Here is a 20,786-nt window from a genome sequence, read left to right as displayed (position 1 = left end):
GACGTTAGCGGCACCCACCGACAATTCACGGCTCGATCAGCCCGGCGTCCCTGGTCAGGTCCTCCGGCGCGTTCGGCGAGGCCACCGGCGTGCAGCCGGTCGCGGGGTCCGCCGCCGAGTCGGTGCCGTCGTGGTGCGCGACTCCGGACCGGGTCAGCCGGCGCGAGCCGACGTCGAAGCACACCTGGTACGAGCCCGGAAGCACCCGTTCGAAGGCGTACCGCCCGTCCGGCCCGGTCACGGTCGAGGCCGTCTCCTTGCCGGAAGCGTCCTTCAACGTCACCTTCACATCCGGGACGCCGAGCTCGTCGCGGCGCTGGAGGCCGTCCTTGTCCTTGTCCAGCCACACGAAGTCGCCCAGCCTGCTCAGCGGCGCGACGAGACCCGCGGCGAGCGTCAGGTCGATCCGTTTGCGAGGGCCGACGGTGGTGGTCGCGGTGCAACCGGTCGCCGGGTCGGCGTCCGAATCCTTCGCGTCGTCGCCCGCGTCCTTCGCCGTGTACGTGAAGGGAAGCCCGGCGATGTCGAAGCAGACCTGGTAGATGCCGTCTTTCAGCTTGGTGAAGCGGTACTTGCCGTCGGCGCCGGTGGTGAGCGTCCCCAGCGCCGTGCCCGACGCGTCCTTCAAAGTCACCTTCACGCCCTGAACGCCCGGCTCCCCGGGGTCCTGCAGGCCGTTCCGGTCGACGTCGTCCCAGGCGAATTCGCCGATCTCGTCGATCGCGGGCGGCGGGGTGACCTTGATGGTCGTGGTCGCGGTCTTCTTCGGCAAGGTTCCGCTGGAGACGGTCACGGTGCTGACGTGGCCGTTGTCCGCTTCGGTGATGTTCTTGTGGTCGCAGGCGACGGTCGCGGACTTGCCGGCTTCGAGGGTCGCGATCGGGGTGGGGTTCACGTCGCAGTACGGGTCTTCGACCTTGATGCCGGTCAGCGTCGTGGTGCCGTCGTTGGTGACCGTGAAGCGGTAGTTCGCGGTGGTGCCCGCCTCGAGGGTGGCCGTGGCGCCCCAGGCGCCGCTCGCCGGGTCCCGCACCTCCGCCTTCGCCGAGAACGAGTCGACCCGCAGGTGGACGCAGTCCCACATGACCCAGTTGCGGTCGGTGGCGGCGAAGAACTTCACCGAACCGGCCGACGGCGGGGCGATCGACGGCGGGAAATCCTGCCGGGCCAGTTTGCCGTCGGCCTCGACGGCGTGCACGACCTTGAGCTTGTTCTCCAGGACGACCTTGCCGGACCCGTCGTAGAACCGCAGTCCGGTCTCCTGGACGGCGTCCGCGCGCCGGAGGTTGCCGTCGTTCGTGCCGGTCCAGTCGGTCAGCGTGTAGACGGCGCCGGGCACGAACTTCATCGCCGCGTAGGCGGTGCTGACCATCTTGTCCGGCGTCGAGATCAGGGCGTATTTGCCGCCGTCGGGCTGGTAGCCGCTGGCCGTCGACAGCCGGGGTTGCTTGCTCCTCGGCGTGCCGGGAGGTACCGGGGCGGCGGGGTTGAACGTGTAGCCGGCGGGCGGGCTGCCCTGCTCGAGGCTCGGGTTCGGCGCGGCGCCGCCGGTGCAACCGGACGGGACGGTCGCGGCCTGTGCGGACGGGGGAAGGATGCCCGCCACGAGTGCGCCTGCCGTCATGAACACCAGTGCCCTTTTCACAGGGCTGAAGCTAATGAGCGCGGCAGAGTTCCGTAATCACCGAACGGTGTCGTCCGGCGCCCCGATCAGGCAGAACAAGTCTCGCCGAGAGTGATCGGGGCGCCGGAGGCCACTACTTGACGCCGATACGGCCGACCTGGCCCCAGCGACCCTTCTTCCACACCGACACGATCGACGGCCGCGGCTGCGACGTGCCGCCGTCCGGCCAGTGCGACACCGGGCTGCCGGAGTTCGGCGCGTCCTCACCGGGGTGCTGGACCGCGACGAGCACCAGATGATCGGTCACGACCGGACCACAGGCCTCACCGCCGTTCGGCACGGTGAGGAACTGCTTGACCTGACCGCGCTGAGGCCCGGTGACCGGCACCGAGAACAAGCCGTCGTTCGAGCCGAGCGCGTTGCCGTCGGTGGAGATCCACAGGTTGCCGTGCCGGTCGAACGCGACGTTGTCCGGGCAGGAGATCGGGCTGACCTGGTCCTTCGGGAAGCCGCCGAAGTAGGTGTCCGCCGTCTTCGGGTCACCGCAGACGAGCAGCAGCCGCCAGGAGAACTTCGTCGACGCGGCGTCGCCGCCGTTCTCTTCCCACTCGAGGATGTGCCCGTTGCGGTTGTTCGGCCGCGGGTTCGCCTCGTCGACGTTCGCCTTGCCCGCGGGGCCGCGCTGGCTGTTGTTGGTCAGCGCGGCGTAGATCCGGCCGTTGACCGGGTTCGGCTCGATGTCCTCGGGCCGGTCCATCTTGGTCGGCTGGACCTTGTCCGCCGCCTCGCGGGTGAAGACGTAGACCTCTTCGGCGGTGAAACCATCCACAAAGGACTTGTTGCCGGAGGCCAGCGGGATCCATTCGCCGACGCCGTCGAATTCGCCGTCCGAGGGAAGTTTCCCGGTACCGTCGATCTCGGAAGCCGGGCTGTCGCCGGTGAAGCGGGCGACGTAGAGGGTGCCGTCGTCGAGCAGCGCCGAGTTGTGGCGACGCGCGTGCGCGCTCTTGCCCGGCTTGTACTTGCCCTTGGAGACGAACTTGTAGATGTACTCGAACCGCTCGTCGTCACCGGAGTAGACGGCGACCCGGCCGTCCTTGGTGATCTTGACGTTCGCGGCCTCGTGCTTGAACCGGCCGAGCGCGGTGTGCTTGATCGGCGTCGAGTTCGGGTCGTTCGGGTCGATTTCGACGACCCAGCCGAACCGGTTGGCCTCGTTGGGCTCCTGCGCGAGGTCCCAGCGCTTGTCGAACCGCTCCCACTTGCGGGTGCTTTCGGTGCCGGAGAAGCCGTACCGCTTCAGGCGTGCGGCCGCGACGGGGTCGGTGACCTTGGCCGCGTTGGCGAAGTACTGGTTGACGTTCTCCTCGCCGGAAAGCACGGTGCCCCACGGGGTCACGCCGCCGGCGCAGTTGTTCTGCGTGCCGAAGACCTTGCGGCCGGTCGGGTCCGCGGACGTCTTGAGGTACTTCGAACCGGCGGCCGGGCCGCGCACCTCGAACGAGGTGTTCAGCGTGATGCGGCGGTTGAACGGACTCGGCGTCACACGCAGGGCGCCACCGATCGGGTCGCGGAAGGCCTGGACGACCGAAAGGCCGTGCGCCGCCCACGCGATCTTGACCTGCTCCTCGGTCGGGTTCTTCGGGTCGTACTGGTCGACCGGGAACATGTGGACCTCGGTGGTGTACTCGTGGTTCACCACCATGAGGTTGCGGATACCCAGCGGGTCCTGCGGGATCAGGCCGACGAAGTCGCAGTTGTAGCCGAACTGCTTCGCCTGCGCGGCCGCGGTCTGCTTGTGGAAGTCGAACTTCGGCGCGCCCCACTCGACGGCGTCGCCCCAGCGGATGACGACGCGCTGCTCGTAACCCTCGGGGATGGTGACCGCGTCGAGCGTGTTCGGCGGCACCGCTTCGAAGTCGGTGCCCGGCACCGGACGTCCGGGGCGGCCCGGCTTGCCGTGGCCCGCGGCGGCAGCACTGGATACGTCAGCCGGGGTCTCGGCGGCGGCCGTGCCGGACAGCGCGGCGAAACCACCGGCGGCCGCGGCCATCACGGCGCCGGCCTTCAGCGCGCCACGACGGGACAGCATGTTCTTGACGACGTCGCCGAAGTATTCGTTGTCCGACGTGTTCGGCTCGGGGTGGGCGCACGCGTTGCCGCAGCGGTACTCGCAGGTGACCGCGGAGCGGCCACCGGGGTGGGAGGTGATCAACGGCAGCAGCCGCTGAGGCTCGAAGGACACAGGGCCTCCATGGTCGCGGTGGGTACACGTAGTCCAGTCGGGGGAACGCCGTGACGTTAAGCGACCAAAACGATCCGGCTCTGGCCAGAAGATGAACAGCGCGCGAACGAGCGATGGCGCGCTGCCGGACCCGGCGGCGCGCCATCGACCAAAAGTACTGCTAGATCGTTGCTTTTCGACTAAGAACCGATGTCGGCCAGGCCGTGCCTGCCCAGTTTCCACACCGCCACCACCGAGGGACGGGGCTGGCTTTCGCCGCCGTCCGGCCAATGGGAGGCCGGTTTGTCGGCGTTCGCGCCGTCCACTTCACCCGGATGCTGGACACAGACCGTGACGATCTTCCGCTCGACGATCGGGCCGCAGGTCTCCGCGCCGCGGGGCACGGTGAGGAACAGCTTCAGCTCGCCGCGGTTGCGGCCTTCCAACGGCACCGAGTAGAGGCCGTCGTTGATGCCGAGGGCGCCCGCCGAGTCGGTGGAGATCCAGAGGTTGCCGTGCCGGTCGAAGGCCACGTTGTCAGGGCTGGAGATCGGCGAGACCTGGTCCTTGGGGAAGCCCGCGAAGTAGGTGTCCGGTGAGGCCGGATCACCGCACACTAGGAACAACCGCCAGCTGAAGGTCAGCGCGAGCGCGTCCCCGCGACGCTCTTCGAGCTCCAGCACCTGGCCGTGCTTGTTGTTCAGCCGCGGGTTGGGCTCGGTGGCGCCTTCCTTGCCGGGGTTGCCGCGCTCTACGTTGTTGCTGAGCGCGCAGTAGATCCGGCCGGTGTACGGATGGGCCTGGATGTCCTCCGGGCGGTCCATCTTGGTGGCGCCCACCTTGTCGGCCGCCTCGCGGGTGAAGACGTACACCTCTTCGGCGGTCATTCCGTCCACAAAGGACTTGTTTCCCGACGCCAACGGGATCCACTCGCCGCCGCCGTCGAATTCACCGTCGCTCGGCAGTTTCCCGGTGCCGTCGATCTCGGCGGGCGGGCTGTCGCCGGTGAACCGGCCGACGTAGAGCGTGCCGTCGTCGAGGAGGGTCATGTTGTGCCGCCGGGCATGCGCGCTGTCGCCCGGCTTCATGCGGCCCTTCGAGATGAATTTGTAGATGTACTCGAAGCGCTCGTCGTCACCGGAGTAGGCGACCACGCGGCCGTCCTTGGCGACGCGGATGTTCGCCGTCTCGTGCTTGAACCGGCCCAGATGCGTGTGCTTGACCGGGGTACTGTCCGGATCGTTCGGGTCCAGCTCGATCACCCAGCCGAAGCGGTGGGCCTCGTTCGGTTCCCTGGCGATGTCCCAGCGCGCGTCGAACCGCTCCCACTTGCGGGTGGTCGCGGTGCCCTTGATGCCGTAGCGCGCGTAGCGCTTGCGCTTGACCGGATCGGCCACCGTTTCCGCGTTCCCGAAGTACTGGTTGATGTTCTCCTCGCCGGACAGGATCGTGCCCCACGGCGTGACGCCGCCCGCGCAGTTGTTCATCGTGCCCAGCACCACCGTGCCGGTGGGATCGGCGGCGGTCTTGAGCAGGTCGCTTCCCGCCGCGGGACCCGTCACCTTGAACGGCGTGTGCAGCGTGATCCGCCGGTTGTAGCGGGACATCTTCGGCCGCAGGTGCCCGGTGTCGCGTCCGCGCGACACCTGGACGACGGTCAGCCCGTGGGCCGCCCACGCGATCTTGACCTGTTCCTCGGTCGGGTTGTCCCGGTCGTAACCGCGGAACATGAACTCTTCCGAGGTGTACTCGTGGTTCGTGACCAGGAGCGAGGAGAGGCCCCAGTGGTCGAGCGGCAGCAGCGCGGCGAAGTCGCAGTTGTAGCCGAACTGCTTCGCCTGCGCCTCGGCGGTCTGATGGTCGAAGTCGAACTCCGGCGCGCCGGGCAGCACCGCGTCACCCCAGCGGATCACGATGCCCTGTTCGTAGCCCACGGGCACCACGACGGCGTCGAGAGTGTTCGGCTGGACCCGCTGGTAGTCGGTGCCGGGCGGTGGTTTCGGACGGCCCGCCGGTGCCGCGGAGGCGGGCGCGGCGAGCGCGAGCGGCGTCCCGGCGGCCAGCGCGACGACTGCGGTCGCCTTCAACGCGCCGCGGCGGCTCACCGCGCCGAGCACGTCGGCGAAGGTGGGGTTGTCCGACGTGTTCGGCGCGTCGTGGAAGCACGCGTCGCCACAGCGGTAGGTACAGGTCACTGACGCCCGGCTTGGTGAGTGGCCGGCCAGCAACGGAAGGAACTTCACGCGGACCTCCGGTCAGGCAGTTCGGGAGGTCGACGCTAAGGCACCGGACCGACGAGAGGAAACCCCTCGTTGGTCCGGTGTTCACCCTTTGTTCCGATTCACATCTCTTCGCCCACGAGGACGGCTTCGGCCGGAATCGTGTGCGGGTCGGCGGACTTCTCGCGGATCGTCAGCAGGGCGCCGGCCAGCACGCACAGGATCGCGGCGATCACGAACGGCGCCTGCTTGGCGCCGAACCACTCGGCCAGGTGACCGACGACGGTCGCGGCGACCGCGCCGCCGAGCCAGCGGCAGAAGTTGTACCCGGCGCTCGCGACCGGACGCGGGGCGCCGCTGATCGACATCGCCGTCCCGGTGAACAGCGTGTTGAGCAGGCCGGACACCAGACCGGACAGGATGATGCCGACGACCAGCACCGGCTTGCTCGGGATCGCCATGACCAGCAGCAGGACGGCGTAGCCGAAGACGGCGACCACGGTCGCGTGCCGCTCACCGAGCCTCGCGGCGAGTTTCGGCGCCAGCACCACGCCCGCGACGGCGACCGAAAGACCCCAGCCGCAGAAGATCAGGCCGACGGCGACGGCGCTCCACTCCAGCACGAACGGCGACCAGGCCAGCACCACGAAGAACGCGGCGGTGTAGAGCGCGGAACCGATCGACGTACGCAGCAGGCCACCGTGCTTGAGCGCGCGGAACGGGTCGAGCAGGCGGATCTTGGGCCGCTTTTCCTTCGCGTCGGTGGTCAGGAAGATCGAGCACAGCACGAGACCGCACAGCATCAGCAGCGAAGTGCCGAGGAACGGGCCACGCCACGAGATGCTGCCGAGCAGGGCGCCCAGCAGCGGACCGACCGCGAGACCGACGCCGAGCGCGGCCTCGTACAGCAGGATCGCGCCCGCCTGGCCGCCGGTCGCGGCGCCGACGATGACCGAAAGCGCGGTCGCGATGAAGAAGGCGTTGCCGAGACCCCAGACCGCGCGCAGCCCGATGAGCTGCTCGATCGAGCCGGACGCGGCGCACAACGCGGTGGCGACGACGACCAGCGTCAGCCCGACGACCACGGTCCGCTTGGCCCCGAACCGGGCACTCATCGCGCCGGTCACCAGCATCGCGACCGCCTGGACGCCGAGGTAGCTGGAGAACAGCAGCGTCACTTCGGACGGCGTCGCCTTCAGGCCCTCCGCGATCGACAGCAGGATCGGGTCGACGAGCCCGATGCCCATGAACGCGATGACCGCGGCGAACGCGGTGATCCATACCTGTTTGGGCTGCCCCTTGACGGCGTCCAACAGGCTCGAGTGGTGCTCAGCGCTCATCGCGGATCAGTTCCTCCTTCTTGTCTTCGTGCAGCAACCTGGTGAGGGCGGGGAGCGCGGCTTCGATCGCGGCGCGGTCGGTCTCGTCGAGTTCGAGGAGCCGTTCGCGGAGGAACTCCTCCCTCGCGACGATCAATCGCCGATGGAAGCGCTGTCCCACCTCGGTGACCTCGACGAGCACCGCCCGGCCGTCGGCGGGATCGGGATGGCGGCTGACCAGGCCCAGCCGTTCGAGACGGCGGACGACGTGAGGGTGAGCCGCACCTGCGGGGTCTCCCGGCGGACGAGGTAGTACAGCCGGAAGACCAGCGGGCGGAGCCGATGGGCGAGGTCGGCGACTTTCGCGGTCACTTAGCCATGCTAACTAAAATTACTGAGCATTGCTAAGTAATCTGCCGCACAGACTTGCCGGACAGCGCCTAGGGTTGAGGGCGTGGAAGCGGTGATCTTCGATCTCGACGGCGTCCTGGTGGATTCGGAAAAGATGTGGGACGAGGTCCGCCGGGCGGTCGTCCACGAGTTCCACGGCACCTGGCGGGAGGAATCGACCAGGGCCATGCAGGGGATGAGCACCCCGGAATGGGCGGCTTACCTGGCGCACGACCTCGGCGTCCAGCTCCGGCCCGGCGACGTCGCGCAGGTGGTGATCGACCGGATGGCGCGGCGGTACGCGGAGAAGCCGCCGATCATCCCTGGCGCGCCGGAGGTCGTGCGCGAGGTCGCGAAGCACTGGCCGGTGGCGATCGCGAGCTCGTCGCCGCCGCTGCTGATCAAGGCGTTCCTCGACATCACGCGGCTGCCGGTGCCGACGGCGGTTTCGTCGGAGCAGGTCGGCGCCGGGAAGCCGGCGCCCGACGTGTACCTGAAGGCGGCCGAGCTACTGGGCGCGGAGCCGAAGAACTGCGCGGCCGTGGAGGACACGACCAACGGGCTGCGCGCGGCGCTGGCCGCGGGGATGACGGTGTACGCGGTGCCGAATCCGCACTTCCCGCCGGATCCGGCGGTACTGGAGCAGACCACGGTGGTCGGCAAGATCACCGACCTGCCGGCGGCGCTGCAGGAGGGCTGAACAACCGCGTGATCGTCCAAGGGACTCTCACCGAGAGGACCGTGCCCGGCTCAAGTGATTCGCGCGGATTGAGGGCGGATCGTGAGTGCTGACGAGGGGTTAGAGCCGACCGTGTCTTAGGCACCTACGTGGGTTTCCGGCTGCGGTGTCCGTGAAGGCCTCCTTGCCTACCCTGAGGGTTGGCAAGGAGGCCTTCACGGACTCGGCAATCGCCACGTACGTCCCACAGGCATCAGCAGTCACGAAGTGCCCAGCTCGCATACCCGGGATACGGTCGAAGGCTCCCTTCACCGCGTCACATGCGGTGAAGGGAGCTTTCAGCCCACGTCAGGGGAGGGTCACGCCTCGCCGGCGATGAACTTCTCGACCTCGTCGCGCGCGGTGGCGTCGTCGTACTGCTCCGGCGGCGACTTCATGAAGTACGAGGAAGCCGAGAGGATCGGGCCGCCGATGCCGCGGTCCTTCGCGATCTTCGCGGCGCGCACGGCGTCGATGATGATGCCCGCCGAGTTCGGCGAGTCCCACACCTCGAGCTTGTACTCCAGGTTCAGCGGTACGTCGCCGAAGGCACGGCCTTCGAGCCGGACGTAGGCCCACTTGCGGTCGTCGAGCCACTGCACGTAGTCGGACGGCCCGATGTGGACGTTGCCCTTGCCGAGCTCGCGGTCGACCTGCGAGGTGACCGACTGGGTCTTCGAGATCTTCTTCGACTCGAGCCGCTCCAGCTCCTTCATGTTCAGGAAGTCCATGTTCCCGCCCACGTTGAGCTGCATCGTCCGGTCGAGCTGGACGCCGCGGTCTTCGAACAGCTTCGCCAGCACGCGGTGCGTGATGGTGGCGCCGACCTGGGACTTGATGTCGTCACCGACGATCGGGACACCGGCCGCGCGGAACTTCTCCGCCCACTCGGGGTCGGAGGCGATGAACACCGGCAGCGCGTTGACGAACGCCACACCGGCGTCGATGCAGGCCTGCGCGTAGAACTTGTCGGCTTCTTCGGAGCCCACCGGCAGGTACGAGACGAGCACGTCGACCTCGGCCTCGCGCAGCGCGGCGACGACGTCGACCGGGGTCTCGTCGGACTCCTCGATGGTCTCGCGGTAGAAGCGGCCGAGTCCGTCGTAGGTGTGCCCGCGCTGCACGGTGACACCCAGCGGCGGCACGTCGGCGATCTTGATCGTGTTGTTCTCCGAGGCGAAGATCGCCTCGGACAGGTCACGGCTGACCTTCTTGGCGTCCACGTCGAACGCGGCGACGAACTCGATGTCGCGGACGTGGTACTCGCCGAACACGACGTGCATCAAACCGGGCACGCGAGTGCTGGGATCTGCGTCACGGTAGTACTGAACGCCCTGGACCAGCGAGGCCGCACAGTTGCCGACGCCCACGATGGCCACCCGAACGCGGCGGTTCTCGCCCATGCCGGTTTCTCCTTCATTAGTCCAACAGTTGTAGGTAATGCGCAGCGCGCTCGGAGAGCGCCTCAGGTCTCCGGTCCGCGCTGCTCGGCCTGTTCGTGCGCGATCAGCTCGTTGAGCCAGCGCACCTCCCGCTCACTGGACTCCAGCCCGAGCCGGTGCAGCTCACGGGTGTAGCGGTCGATCTTCTCCTCGGCCCGCGCCATTGCCGTCCGAAGTCCTTCACGGCGTTCCTCGACCCGACGACGGCGGCCTTCCAGGATTCGCATCCTGACGTCGGCCGGTGTCCTCGAAAAGAACGCCAGGTGGACGCCGAAGCCTTCGTCGTCCCACGTCTGCGGCCCTGCGTCGCCGAGCAGTTCGGCGAACCGTTCCTTGCCCTCGGCGGTGAGCTTGTACACACGCTTGCCCCGGCGTGCCCACGCCCGGTCTTCCACCTCTTCGAGCTCCTCGACGAGGTAACCGGCGCGAAGCAGCCGACGCAGGGTCGGGTACAGCGAGCCGTACGAGAACGTCCGGAACATCCCGAGCGTCTCGTGCAAACGTTTGCGCAGCACGTAACCGTGCATGGGGGTCTCGTGCAGCAGCCCCAAGATCGCGAGCTCGAGCACACCGCACCCCCTTCCGGGAACAAACCGCGACCGGTCGCGTTGGCCACCGTGACCGGCTCGGTCAACCTACCGGCCCACTATATCGCGCCGATACATCGAAGTGGTGTAGCTAACCCCGAACGAGTACCCGGAAAACCCACCGAAATTCATCGGACAGTTATCGAATCTTCGGCGTGTCCGACCGCATACGGACCGTCCCGCCGACAACGGGGCGTGGACCACACAGCAAGAGCCCGTACTCTGTTGGCGTGCGAAACCAGCGGCAGGTCGTGGACTACGCCTTACAGCGGCGCGCGCTGCTCAAGGGCGTCCACTCCGGACGGGTCGGCACATACGACGTCTGCGACGCGGGCCCGTACCTCCTCCGTGCCGCGAAATTCCACGGCCGACCAGGTGATCAAGACTGCCCGGTCTGCCATCGGGAGGAACTGACCCTGGTGTCGTGGGTGTACGGCGACGAGCTCAAGCACGCCGCCGGATCGGCCAAGACGCCGGACGAACTGGTACGGATGGACGGGCACTTCGCGGAGTTCACCGTCTACGAGGTCGAGGTCTGCGGGAGCTGTCACTGGAACCACCTGGTGCGGTCCTACGTCCTCGGAACAGGAGATCCGGGAACCACCCGGCCACGGACCCGGTCGCAGAGGACAGCGGGTCAGTGACAGGTATCGAAAACGCAGTTGACCACAGAGCGGCGTCCCCCGAAGCGCCGGTCTGGGAGGCCCATTCGTGAACGACGACCGCAATCGCTCCTGGCCTGGCCAGGAGCCTGATGCACCTCGCCGTGCCCAATGGCCGGGCGAAACCGACGATCCCGGCTGGCCGAGCGAAGAACCGCCGCGCCGCCCCCAGCGCCGGACTCCCCCGAACGGCATCCCCCGCTCGGCGAACCCGCGTCCTCCCCACCCCCGCGCCGCCAACCCGCAGTGGCCGGGCGGCGACGCCGGCGGCCCCGAGTGGCCCTCCGGTGATGAACCCCGCGAACCGCGCCGTCCCGCGGCCCCGCGCCGTCCCAACGGCATGCCCCCGCGCAGGCAGGGACCCCCGCCGCCCGGTGGCCGTGCCGCCGGTGACCAGCGTGCCCGCAACGGCGCCGCCGGGCACCGCCCGCCGCCGCCTCCGCCCGGCGACCGCCGTCCTCCCGCCCCGGCCGATCAGGCCACCGCGATGGTCCGGCCGGTCGAGCCGGAACCGTACGAGCGCGAGCCGGAACTCATCACCCACCACGCGCACAACGGCACCGAAGACCCGTACGGCTACGACCCGTACGACGACCGCTATGACGATCGTCACCCGAGCGCCGCGTTCGGCGCCGAGGGCGAAGACGCGTACGACGAGTCCGCCGAAGACGAGCAGGACGACAAGAAGAAGGTCCTTACGCCGAAGCAGCGCAAGAAGCGGCGCTGGCGCATCGTCCGCCGGGTCCTCTACGCGATGTTCGGCCTGTTCGTCGTGGTGCCCGCGATCGCGTTCGTCATCACCTACTTCCTGGTGGACGTCCCGTCGCAGGAAAGCGTCGCGAGCTTGCAGAGCCAGCCGATCACGCTGATGTACGCCGACGGCAGCCCGATGGGCAAGATCGCGCCCGCCAGCGGCGGCAGCCGGTACCTGCTGAAGCCCGGGGAAGTCCCGGACGTGGTCAAGAAGGCCGTGTACGCGGCCGAGGACTCGTCGTTCGAGACCAACTCCGGTTTCGACGTCGGCGGCATCCTGCGCGCGGTCTACAACAACGTCACCGGCGGCCAGGGCGGCGGTTCGACGATCTCCCAGCAGTACATCAAGAAGGCCACGGCCAACGAGGCGCCGACGCTCACCCGTAAATGGACCGAGCTGGCCAAATCCTTCAAGATGAACAACCAGATGTCCAAAGAGGAGATCATCACCGCCTACCTCAACACCATCTACTTCGGCCGCGGCGCGAACGGCATCGAAGCGGCCGCGCAGGCCTACTTCAAGAAGCCGGCCAAGGAGCTCAGCGCGTCCGAGGCGGCCCTGCTCGCCGGCCTGATCCAGGGGCCCAGCCGGTCGGAGAACGAGCCGTACGCGCAGCGTCGCTGGAACTTCGTGATGGACCAGCTGGTGGCGAACAAGTGGCTCGACCCCGGTCAGCGCGCCACCGCCGAGTTCCCGAAGCCCATCCCGAAGGCGCAGGCGAAGGCCGACAACGCCGGGACGATGAGCCTGCACATCCGCAACCGGGTGATCGACGAACTCGAAGCCCGCGGCTACGACCAGGACCGGCTGCACCAGGGCGGCTTCAAGATCACCACGACGATCGACCCCAAGGCGCAGAAGATGGCCGAGGAGTCCGTCGCCGAGGGGATGAAGGGCCAGACGGACGAGAACATCCTGAACGCGCTGGTCGCGATAGACCCCAAGACCGGCGGCGTGGTCGCCTACTGGGGCGGCCCGGACTGGACGAAGAACGACAAAGGCCAGGACGTCCAGGCCATCGACTGGGCGAACGTCCCGCACAACCCCGGTTCGGCGTTCAAGGCCTTCGACCTCGCCGCGTTCCTCAAGATGGGCAAGGGCCTCGGCGAAACCTTCGACGGCACCAACAACCGGAAGTTCGACGGCCGCACGGTCCGGAACGCGGGCGAGAGCGCCAGCTGCGGTCCTCAGTGCACGGTCGCCGAGGCGATGAAGGTCTCCGCGAACACCGTGTTCTACGACATGGTCCGCAACGAGACGAAGATCGACCCGGTGGCGAAGGCCGCGAAGGAAGCCGGCGTGATGGTGGAGGCCGAAGGCGGCAAGGCGAAGCTGAGCCCCGACATCAACATCGCGCTCGGCGGTGGTGGCACGGTCACCACCGCGGAGGACATGGCGGCCGGTTTCGCCACGTTCGCCGGTGAAGGCGTCCGGCAGAAGCAGCACTTCGTCGCCAAGCTGACCAACTCGCAGGACGAGGTCGAGTTCGACGAGACGACGCCCAAGGGCACGCCCGCGTTCAGTGACGACGCCGACAAGAGCAAGCAGATCGCGGGCAACGTCACGGACGCGCTCGAAGAGGTCATCCCGTACTCGAAGCTCAAGTGCCCGAAGGGTCACGAGTGCGCGGGCAAGACCGGAACGCAGCAGTACGACTTCAAGGACAGCGACCCGGCGAGCTACCGCGACCGCAACGCGCAGACCTGGATGGTGGGCTACACGCCGAGCATCTCGACGTCGGTGTGGGTCGGCGGCGACGGCAACAAGCCGCTGCACGACAAGAACGGCAAGGCGGTCTACGGCCGGACCATCGCCGGTCCGATCTGGGAAGACTTCATGGCCCGGTACATGACCGGCAAGCCGTCGGAGAAGTTCGACAGCGTCAAGCCGATCGGCAAGGACGCGCGCTACGTGCCGACGACGACGGCGCAGAAACCGCCGCCGACGACGACGACACCCGAGACGCCGACGACCACCCCGACACCGACGACGCCCACCGAGCCGACCGAGACGACGCCGACGAAACCCACCAAGCCGACGAAGCCGAGCTGGACGAGGCCGGGCCCGGGGACTTCGGATCCGTTGTTCCCGAACGCCGAAGATCCGTGACGATCGGGCTGAACAGGTGCTGAAAGGTGTGCCGGGCGAGTGCCCGGCACACCTTTTTTCTTGGCGGCGATGAACCTGAACCGCTCCGATACGTCTTAACTGGAAGGAGACCTGCGACCGCAGGACCGCGCTCACCACGAAAGGTTCGGAGGACGTCCCAGTGAACGACGATCCCCACGGCGGATGGCCAGGTCAGGACCCTGACCCCGCACGTCGTCCGCAACGCCCGGCCGGACCGCCCCGCCGCCCCGCCGGCCCGCCCCCCGGGTACGGGCAGCGGCCGGGTCCCGGATCGCAGGGCCCGGGGCAGGCACCGTGGCAACGGCAGGGCACGCCTCAGCAGCCGCCACCGCGGCGTCCGCAGCGGCCACCGGTCGCGCCGCAGCACGAGCCGGACCTCATCACGCACCACGAGCACAACGGCACCACCGACCGCGGCTACGACGAGCCGTACGACGATGAGCCGTACCGCCCGGAGACCGACGAGAACGGGAAGCCGATCCTCACCCCCGCGCAGCGCAAGAAGCGCAGGTGGAGACGGATCCGGCGGGTTCTGCTCGCGTTGTTCTGCCTCTTCGTCGTCATCCCGGCGATCGCGTTCGTGATCACCTATTTCGCCGTCGACGTGCCGTCGCCGCAGTCCGTCGCGGCCACACAGGGCCAGGCGGTGACGTACTACTACGCCGACAACACCGAGATGGGCAAGGACGTCCCCAAGGGCGGCAACCGGCAGATCCTGACGCCGGAGCAGATCCCGGACATCGTCAAGAAGGCCGTCATCGCCACCGAGGACGCCTCCTTCGAGACCAACTCCGGTTTCGACATCGGCGGCATCCTGCGCGCGGTCTACAACCAGGTGACCGCGGGCAAGGGCGGTGGTTCGACCATCTCCCAGCAGTACATCAAGGTCGCCAGCGGGGACGACGATTCGACCCTCACCCGTAAGTGGACCGAACTCGCCAAGTCCTTCAAGATGAACCAGACGTACGAGAAGAAGGACATCATCTCGGCGTACCTGAACATCATCTACTTCGGACGTGGCGCGTACGGGATCGAGTCGGCCGCGCAGGCGTTCTTCGCCAAGCCCGCCGGTGAGCTCAACGCGTCCGAGGCGGCGCTGCTCGCGGGCCTCATCCAGCAGCCGGGCCGCTCGGAGAACCCGAAGGTCGCGAACGAACGCTGGAACGTCGCGCTGAACCGGATGGTGCAGAACGGTTTCCTCCCCGCCGCGGAGCGGGCGAACATGCAGTTCCCGACTCCGGTACCGCAGGAGGACAAGGAGCAGGCGGGTGTCGTCAACAGCTTCATCCGTGACAAGGTCAAGGAAGAGCTCGCCGCGAACGGCATCACCGACGACGTCTACTACACGGGCGGCTACAAGATCTACACGACCATCGACCCGAAGGCGCAAGCCGCCGCCGAGAAGGCGATCGCCGACGGAATGAAGGGCCAGACCGACGAGAACCTGCTCAACGCGCTCGTCGCCATCGACCCGAAGACCGGCGGCGTGAAGGCGTACTACGGCGGGCCGTCCATCGTGAAGGGACCCAACGGCCAGGACCTCAAGGGCCGTGACTGGGCGAACACGCCGCAGAACCCCGGGTCCTCCATGAAGCCGTTCGACCTCACCGCGTACATGCAGCTCGGCAAGGGCGGCATCAACTCGACGTTCGACGGATCCAACAACCGGCAGTTCGGGAAGCAGACGATCCGGAACGCCGGCCCCGGCAGCACCTGTTCGCAGCAGTGCACGGTGGCCGAGGCGATGCAGCGGTCGGCCAACACGGTGTTCTACGACATGGTCGTGAACGTGACCAAGCCGGGGCCGGTGGCACAGGCAGCCAAGGACGCCGGGGTCAAACCCGCCCCCGAGGGCGCCTCCGAGCTGTTCGCCGACAACAACATCGCGCTCGGCGGTGGCAAGACGGTCATCAGCCCGGAGGACATGGCCGCCGCGTACGCGACCTTCGCGGCCGAAGGCCAGCGGCGGGACAAGCACTTCGTCGTCAAGGTGACCAACTCGCAGGACGAAGCCGCGTACTCCGCTCCCGAAGAGGCGAAACCGGCGTTCGCCGACGACGCCGCCAAGAGCAAGCAGATCGCCGGGAACGTCACCGAGTCGCTCAAGGGTGTCATCCCGTTCTCGAAGCTCAAGTGTCCCAACAACCACGAGTGCGCGGGCAAGACCGGAACCCAGCAGCACACCTACCGTCCTGGCGAACCCGCGTCGGCGAAGGACGCCAACTCGCAGACCTGGATGGTCGGCTACACGCCGTCGATCTCGGCCGCGGTGTGGGTCGGCGGCGACGGCGACAAGGCGCTGAAGGGCAAGAACGGCAAGTCGATCTTCGGTTCGACGATCGCCGGCCCGATCTGGCAGAAGTTCCTTTCCCTGTACCTGAACGGGAAGCCGGGGGAGCGCTTCGAGAAGGTCAAGATCATCGGCGGGGACGACAGCAACACCGTCCCGTCGACGCAGACCCCGCCGGGCGAGGACGAAGGCTCGACCGAGACCGGCACGCCGTCGACGGGCCCGTCGACCGGGTCTTCGTCTTCGCGGAATGAGGATGACGAAGAGACGTCCAGCTCGAAGAACCCGCCGACCTCCAGCCAGAACAACGAAGAGGGCGGCAACGGGAGTCCCGGCCGGGGCGGCAGAGGCGATACCGAATAGCTAGAGGGTGACGACGCGCCGTTCGGCACCCGCGAGGTGAGCGGCTTCGATGACCCGGAGCGCCTCGACGGCGGAGGCGGGATCGACCGGGAAGTCGCCCTTGCCGAGCAGCGCGTCGCGCACCTGCGCGTAGAAGTCCTCGTACCGGCCGACCTCGGTGGGCACCGTTTCGACGTCGTCGTTCACGCCGAGCACGCCCGCGTCCGACGGCGGCTCGACCGCCCAGCCGGGGTCGCCGGGCCGCAATCCGTCCTTGATCTGCGGCTCCTGGACGTCGAGGCCGTACTTCGTGAAGGTCGCCTTGTCGCCGAGCACGCGGAATCGCGGGTTCCGGGTGCCCGCGAGCGCGGACGCCCACAAGTGCGAACGCACCCCGTTGGTGTGCCGGAGGGCGACGAAGGCGTCGTCGTCGACGGACACCCCGGCGCGGCGCCTGTCGACCTCCGCGTAGACCTCGGCGACCGGGCCGAACAGCTGCAGCGCCTGGTCGACGATGTGCGCGCCGAGGTCGTAGAGGAGGCCGCCCGCCTCGGCGGGGTCGCCGAACTCGCGCCAGTTGTCCCGCGGCTTCGGCACCCAGCGGTCATAGCGTGATTCGAAGCGGAAGACGTCGCCGAGCCTGCCGGTCTCGAGGACTTTCCGGACGGTGAGGAAATCCGAGTCGAAACGGCGGTTCTGGAACACCGTCAGTCCGACTCCCTTGGCCTTCGCCGCTTCGACGACCTTCGCCGCTTCGGCCGCTGTCGGCGCGAAGGGCTTGTCGACGACGACGGGCAAGCCCGCCTCGATCGCCCGAAGCGCGAGCGGAACGTGCGTTCGGTTCGGCGTGCTGACGACGACCAAGTCCAGCTCGCCGGCCTTCGCGAACAACGCGTCCGCGTCCGGCAGCACGTCGGCGGCCGGATAGTCGGCGCTCGCCTGTCCGGCCCGGTCCGGATTCGAGGTGACGACGGCGGCCGGGGTCAGCCCCGGTGTCGCGTCGACCAGCGGCGCGTGGAAGACGCGTCCGCCGGTGCCGTATCCGAAGATCCCCACTCGCAAGTCAGCCATGACCCCATTAAACAACAGTGTTGCGTAATTAGCCAGCCATGGCAGGATGCGCGCTATGCCGGAGACCGGGGTCAATCTGCGCGGCCTGCGCCAGCACAATCGGACACTGCTGCTCACGCACATCCTGCGCGCGGGCGGCCTCAGCCGCGTCGAACTCGCCGAACGCACCCGGCTCACCCAGCAGGCCGTCTCGAAGATCGTCCCCGAACTCCTCGAAGCCGGCCTGCTGGACGAGGAACGCCAGCCCGCGTCCGGAGTCGGCAAGCCGCGCACCCTGCTGCGCGTCCGCGCGGACGCCCGTTACGCGCTCGGCGCCCAGCTCGACCGGGACTCGTTCCGCGTGCTCAGGACCGACCTGACCGGGAAGATCATCGCGTCGCGCGGCGGGCCCCTGTCGCCCGGATTCACCCCTGACCAGGCCGTTTCCGCCCTCGGCGAAGCGACCGAAGCACTACTCGACGGCGCCGAGCGCGAACGTGTCCTCGGCCTCGGCGTCGGCAGCGTCGGCCCTCTCGACCACCGCGAAGGAGTCGTCCGGGACGCCACGAACATGCCGGGCTGGCACCACGTCCCCCTGCGCGACCTGCTCGCGAAACGCACCGGGCTGCCCGTGCGGCTCGACAAGAACACCAACGCCGCCGCCTTCGCCCAGCACTGGCCGGAGGGCGACCAGGCCGCGACCGCCGTCGTGCTCGTCGGCACCGGGATCGGCGTCGGCCTGCTGATCGACGGCAGGCTGTATCGCGGGCCGCGGACCAACGCGGGCGAATTCGGGCACACCACGCTCGCCTTCGACGGACCGCGGTGCGCATGCGGCCGGCGCGGCTGCGTCGAAGTGCTGCACAACGCGGCGGCGACCACGGAAGAGGCGGCGGGCCTGCTGGGGATCGGTCTCGCCGACCTCGTCCAGGTCCTCGACCTCGAACGTGTCGTGCTGACCGGGCGTTCGGTCCGCGCGGAGCCCGAGGTCTACCGCGACACCGTCGCGGCGCGGCTGCGGGAACTGCTGCCTTTGCCGCACTGGCAACGGATCAAGGTCGATCTCGACGAGATGGGCGACGACGTCGTCGCGTTCGGCGCGGCGGCGGAGGTGCTGGCCGGGTTCTACGACAGCGGCGACATCACCGGGTGGTCACCCGGATAGGCGCTAACATCCGCCAGGTGTCCGACCAGACGACCCAGCCCGAGGCTCCGCTCTCCCTCACCCCCGGCGAGCGGGTCATCCCGAGCTGGAACGAACCGCTCGTGGCCGCGGCCACGAGACCGATCGGCGGCCCGCTCGGCGAGCACGCGGCCGTGGGGCGGCACTGGTTCTGGTCGCCGCAACGGGTCGGGCTGCTGCTGGCCTGCCTCGCGCTGGTGCTCTCGTGGTTCGGCAAGGCGTCGTGCATCCAGCAGTACACCGACGATTCCGGGACCCACCAGCTCGACTGGCGGGCGGGCCGCCCGTTCGTCGCGATGTGCTACTCGGACATCATCCCGCTCTACAGTTCCGAGCGCCTGAACGATCCGGACACCTTCCCGTACGTGACTTCGTGGACCGAAAACGCGGGAACGGCGAAGGAGACCACTCGGTACATGGAGTACCCGGTCGCGACCGGGTTGTTCCAGTGGATCAACGCGAAGCTCACCGAAGCGTGGCTTTCGGTCGCGGAATCGGGCTGGCTGCCCGGCGCGCTCCCGGTGGCCGTGTACTTCGACATCTCGGCGCTCTGGCTCGCGCTGGCCTGGCTCGTCACGGTGTGGGCGACCGGCCGATCGCTGAAACGCCGTCCGTGGGACGCCGTGCTGGTCGCGATCTCGCCGCTGGTGCTGGTGCACGTCTTCACCAACTTCGACGCCATCGCGACCGCGTTCACCGCGACCGCGCTGCTCGCGTGGGCCCGGCGCCGTCCCGAGGTGGCGGGCTTCCTGCTCGGGCTCGGCGCGGCGGCGAAGCTGTATCCGCTGCTGCTGCTCATCCCGTTGTTCTTCCTGTGCCTGCGCGCGGGCAAGGTCAAACACTGGGCGCTCACCGCCGGGCTCGCCGCGGCGACGTTCGTGGTGGTCAACGTCCCGTTCGCGCTCGCCGCGCCGACCGGCTGGTGGGAGTTCTTCCGGCTCAACACGGCGCGCCCGATGGATCCCGACTCGCTCTACAACGTGGTCTCCCACCTTTCCGGCTGGGCCGGTTTCGACGGGAAACTCGCCACGGGGCAGACACCGGTCGTGCTCAACGCCGTCGTCGCGGTGCTGTTCCTCGCCGCCTGCGCCGGCATCGGGTACGTCGCGATGAAGGCGCCGCGCCGTCCACGGCTGGGCCAGCTGGCCTTCCTCGTGGTGGCCGCGTTCCTGCTGACCAACAAGGTGTGGAGCCCGCAGTATTCGCTGTGGCTGGTCCCGCTGGCGGTGCTCGCGATCCCGCGCTGGCGACTGCTGCTCGGCTGGATGGTCCTCGACGCGCTGGTCTGGGCGCCGCGGATGATGTACTACCTCGGCGTCGACAACAAAGGGCTGCCCGAAGACTGGTTCCTCGGCACCGTCGTCGTCCGCGACCTCGCGGTGGTCGGCCTCTGCGCGCTGGTGATCCGGGAGATCCACCAGCCGCGCAAAGACCCCGTCCGCGCCGCCGGGGACGACGATCCGATCGGCGGTTTCCTCGACGGCGCACCCGATTCGCGCACCGTCAAACGCGCTTCAACACCTCAGGCCCAGGACGTTCCAGCCTGACGTGCTTGCCGAAGTCCTCGGCCCCGAAGTCGTCGATCTGCACGACGACGGCTTCGGGCGACGTTTCGATCAGACGGCAGCTGAACCAGTCGTCGCCTTGCTTGACCGACCAGCGCTCGGCGAGGACGGCCAGCCCCTCGGCCTCCAGCAACGCGACGGAGTCGTCGAAGGCGGCGGGCCCGCCGAGCGGGTAGCCGAAAACGGTCAGTGCCTGCCAACGGGTTTCCGGCGCGGGGACGACGTAGCCGACATGCTCGCCGTCCTCCGCCCGGTACACGGTCCGATTCTTCATGCGGCACAGGTTC

At 68.3% G+C, this 20,786-nt stretch carries 14 protein-coding genes and 1 pseudogene; 6 read left to right on the top strand and 9 right to left on the bottom strand.

The genetic code is table 11. From position 1 onward, the window contains the following. Positions 1-25: 25 nt before the first annotated feature. The 5 genes and pseudogenes from AC0685_RS03030 to AC0685_RS03010 all read right to left on the bottom strand — a co-directional run bounded on the left by AC0685_RS03030 (position 26) and on the right by AC0685_RS03010 (position 7,758). Positions 26-1,645 (bottom strand): DUF7850 domain-containing protein, encoded by a 1,620-nt coding sequence (locus AC0685_RS03030; RefSeq protein WP_478223988.1) that lies wholly within the window; start codon positions 1,643-1,645, stop codon positions 26-28. A gap of 112 nt (positions 1,646-1,757) precedes the next feature. Further along, positions 1,758-3,869 (bottom strand): PhoX family protein, encoded by a 2,112-nt coding sequence (locus AC0685_RS03025; protein ID WP_478223987.1) that lies wholly within the window; start codon positions 3,867-3,869, stop codon positions 1,758-1,760. Positions 3,870-4,048: 179 nt separating this feature from the next. After that, the gene (locus AC0685_RS03020; protein ID WP_478223986.1) at positions 4,049-6,091 is read right to left on the bottom strand and encodes a PhoX family protein; all 2,043 of its coding nucleotides are present in this window, start codon (positions 6,089-6,091) and stop codon (positions 4,049-4,051) included. A gap of 98 nt (positions 6,092-6,189) precedes the next feature. Further along, positions 6,190-7,407 carry an MFS transporter gene (locus tag AC0685_RS03015; protein WP_478223985.1) on the bottom strand — a complete coding sequence of 406 codons (1,218 nt, stop codon included), beginning with the start codon at positions 7,405-7,407 and terminating at the stop codon, positions 6,190-6,192. Beyond that, positions 7,397-7,758 (bottom strand): annotated as a pseudogene (locus tag AC0685_RS03010) (MarR family winged helix-turn-helix transcriptional regulator). The gene AC0685_RS03015 and the pseudogene AC0685_RS03010 overlap by 11 nt, the downstream one beginning before the upstream one ends. 82 nt (positions 7,759-7,840) lie before the next feature. Here AC0685_RS03010 and AC0685_RS03005 point away from each other — a divergent pair. Then, on the top strand, positions 7,841-8,476 hold the full coding sequence (locus AC0685_RS03005; protein WP_478223984.1) for an HAD family hydrolase: 636 nt from the start codon (positions 7,841-7,843) through the stop codon (positions 8,474-8,476). 338 nt (positions 8,477-8,814) lie between these two features. Here the strand turns inward: AC0685_RS03005 and AC0685_RS03000 are convergent, their stop codons facing one another. Both AC0685_RS03000 and AC0685_RS02995 read right to left on the bottom strand, forming a co-directional pair. Then, complete coding sequence (locus AC0685_RS03000) at positions 8,815-9,897, bottom strand: inositol-3-phosphate synthase (RefSeq protein ID WP_191255714.1); 1,083 nt, start codon at positions 9,895-9,897, stop codon at positions 8,815-8,817. A 62-nt stretch (positions 9,898-9,959) separates the two neighbouring features. Further along, the gene (locus tag AC0685_RS02995; protein ID WP_005168208.1) at positions 9,960-10,505 is read right to left on the bottom strand and encodes a PadR family transcriptional regulator; all 546 of its coding nucleotides are present in this window, start codon (positions 10,503-10,505) and stop codon (positions 9,960-9,962) included. A gap of 248 nt (positions 10,506-10,753) precedes the next feature. Here AC0685_RS02995 and AC0685_RS02990 point away from each other — a divergent pair, with 248 nt between their 5' ends. The 3 genes from AC0685_RS02990 to AC0685_RS02980 all read left to right on the top strand — a co-directional run bounded on the left by AC0685_RS02990 (position 10,754) and on the right by AC0685_RS02980 (position 16,722). Beyond that, positions 10,754-11,167, top strand: a complete 414-nt coding sequence (locus tag AC0685_RS02990) for a DUF5318 domain-containing protein (protein WP_125679417.1) — start codon at positions 10,754-10,756, stop codon at positions 11,165-11,167. Between the two features lie 505 nt (positions 11,168-11,672). Then, a complete protein-coding gene (locus AC0685_RS02985) occupies positions 11,673-14,048 on the top strand; it encodes a transglycosylase domain-containing protein (RefSeq protein WP_478224448.1) in 2,376 nt (791 codons plus the stop codon). 160 nt (positions 14,049-14,208) lie between these two features. Beyond that, on the top strand, positions 14,209-16,722 hold the full coding sequence (locus AC0685_RS02980) for a transglycosylase domain-containing protein (RefSeq protein ID WP_478223983.1): 2,514 nt from the start codon (positions 14,209-14,211) through the stop codon (positions 16,720-16,722). Here AC0685_RS02980 and AC0685_RS02975 read toward each other — a convergent pair whose 3' ends face one another. Further along, a complete protein-coding gene (locus AC0685_RS02975; protein ID WP_478223982.1) occupies positions 16,723-17,772 on the bottom strand; it encodes a Gfo/Idh/MocA family oxidoreductase in 1,050 nt (349 codons plus the stop codon). 55 nt (positions 17,773-17,827) lie between these two features. Between AC0685_RS02975 and AC0685_RS02970 the strand changes: the two genes are divergently transcribed. Together AC0685_RS02970 and AC0685_RS02965 are read left to right on the top strand one after the other, a co-directional pair. Continuing rightward, positions 17,828-18,916, top strand: a complete 1,089-nt coding sequence (locus AC0685_RS02970; protein ID WP_478223981.1) for an ROK family transcriptional regulator — start codon at positions 17,828-17,830, stop codon at positions 18,914-18,916. Between the two features lie 17 nt (positions 18,917-18,933). Beyond that, positions 18,934-20,481, top strand: coding sequence for a glycosyltransferase family 87 protein (locus AC0685_RS02965; protein ID WP_478223980.1), 1,548 nt, complete (start codon positions 18,934-18,936; stop codon positions 20,479-20,481). Here the strand turns inward: AC0685_RS02965 and AC0685_RS02960 are convergent. After that, entirely contained in the window at positions 20,438-20,773 is a 336-nt protein-coding gene (locus AC0685_RS02960) for a hypothetical protein (RefSeq protein ID WP_478223979.1), read from the bottom strand. The two genes, AC0685_RS02965 and AC0685_RS02960, sit on opposite strands and share 44 nt — an antisense overlap. Between the last annotated feature and the right edge of the window lie 13 nt (positions 20,774-20,786).

The organism is Amycolatopsis sp. NPDC043889, from assembly GCF_056435645.1.
Note: the sequence above shows the minus strand (reverse complement) of the source record. Positions and strands in the feature narration are given on the sequence as shown.

Excerpts from the sequence above, each read along its gene's own strand:
- AC0685_RS02960 (WP_478223979.1), bottom strand. The coding sequence starts at position 20,773 with ATGAAGAATCGGACCGTGTACCGGGCGGAGGACGGCGAGCATGTCGGC.
- AC0685_RS02985 (WP_478224448.1), top strand. The coding sequence starts at position 11,673 with ATGGTCCGGCCGGTCGAGCCGGAACCGTACGAGCGCGAGCCGGAACTC.
- AC0685_RS03000 (WP_191255714.1), bottom strand. The coding sequence starts at position 9,897 with ATGGGCGAGAACCGCCGCGTTCGGGTGGCCATCGTGGGCGTCGGCAAC.
- AC0685_RS02970 (WP_478223981.1), top strand. The coding sequence starts at position 17,828 with ATGCCGGAGACCGGGGTCAATCTGCGCGGCCTGCGCCAGCACAATCGG.
- AC0685_RS03015 (WP_478223985.1), bottom strand. The coding sequence starts at position 7,407 with ATGAGCGCTGAGCACCACTCGAGCCTGTTGGACGCCGTCAAGGGGCAG.
- AC0685_RS02975 (WP_478223982.1), bottom strand. The coding sequence starts at position 17,772 with ATGGCTGACTTGCGAGTGGGGATCTTCGGATACGGCACCGGCGGACGC.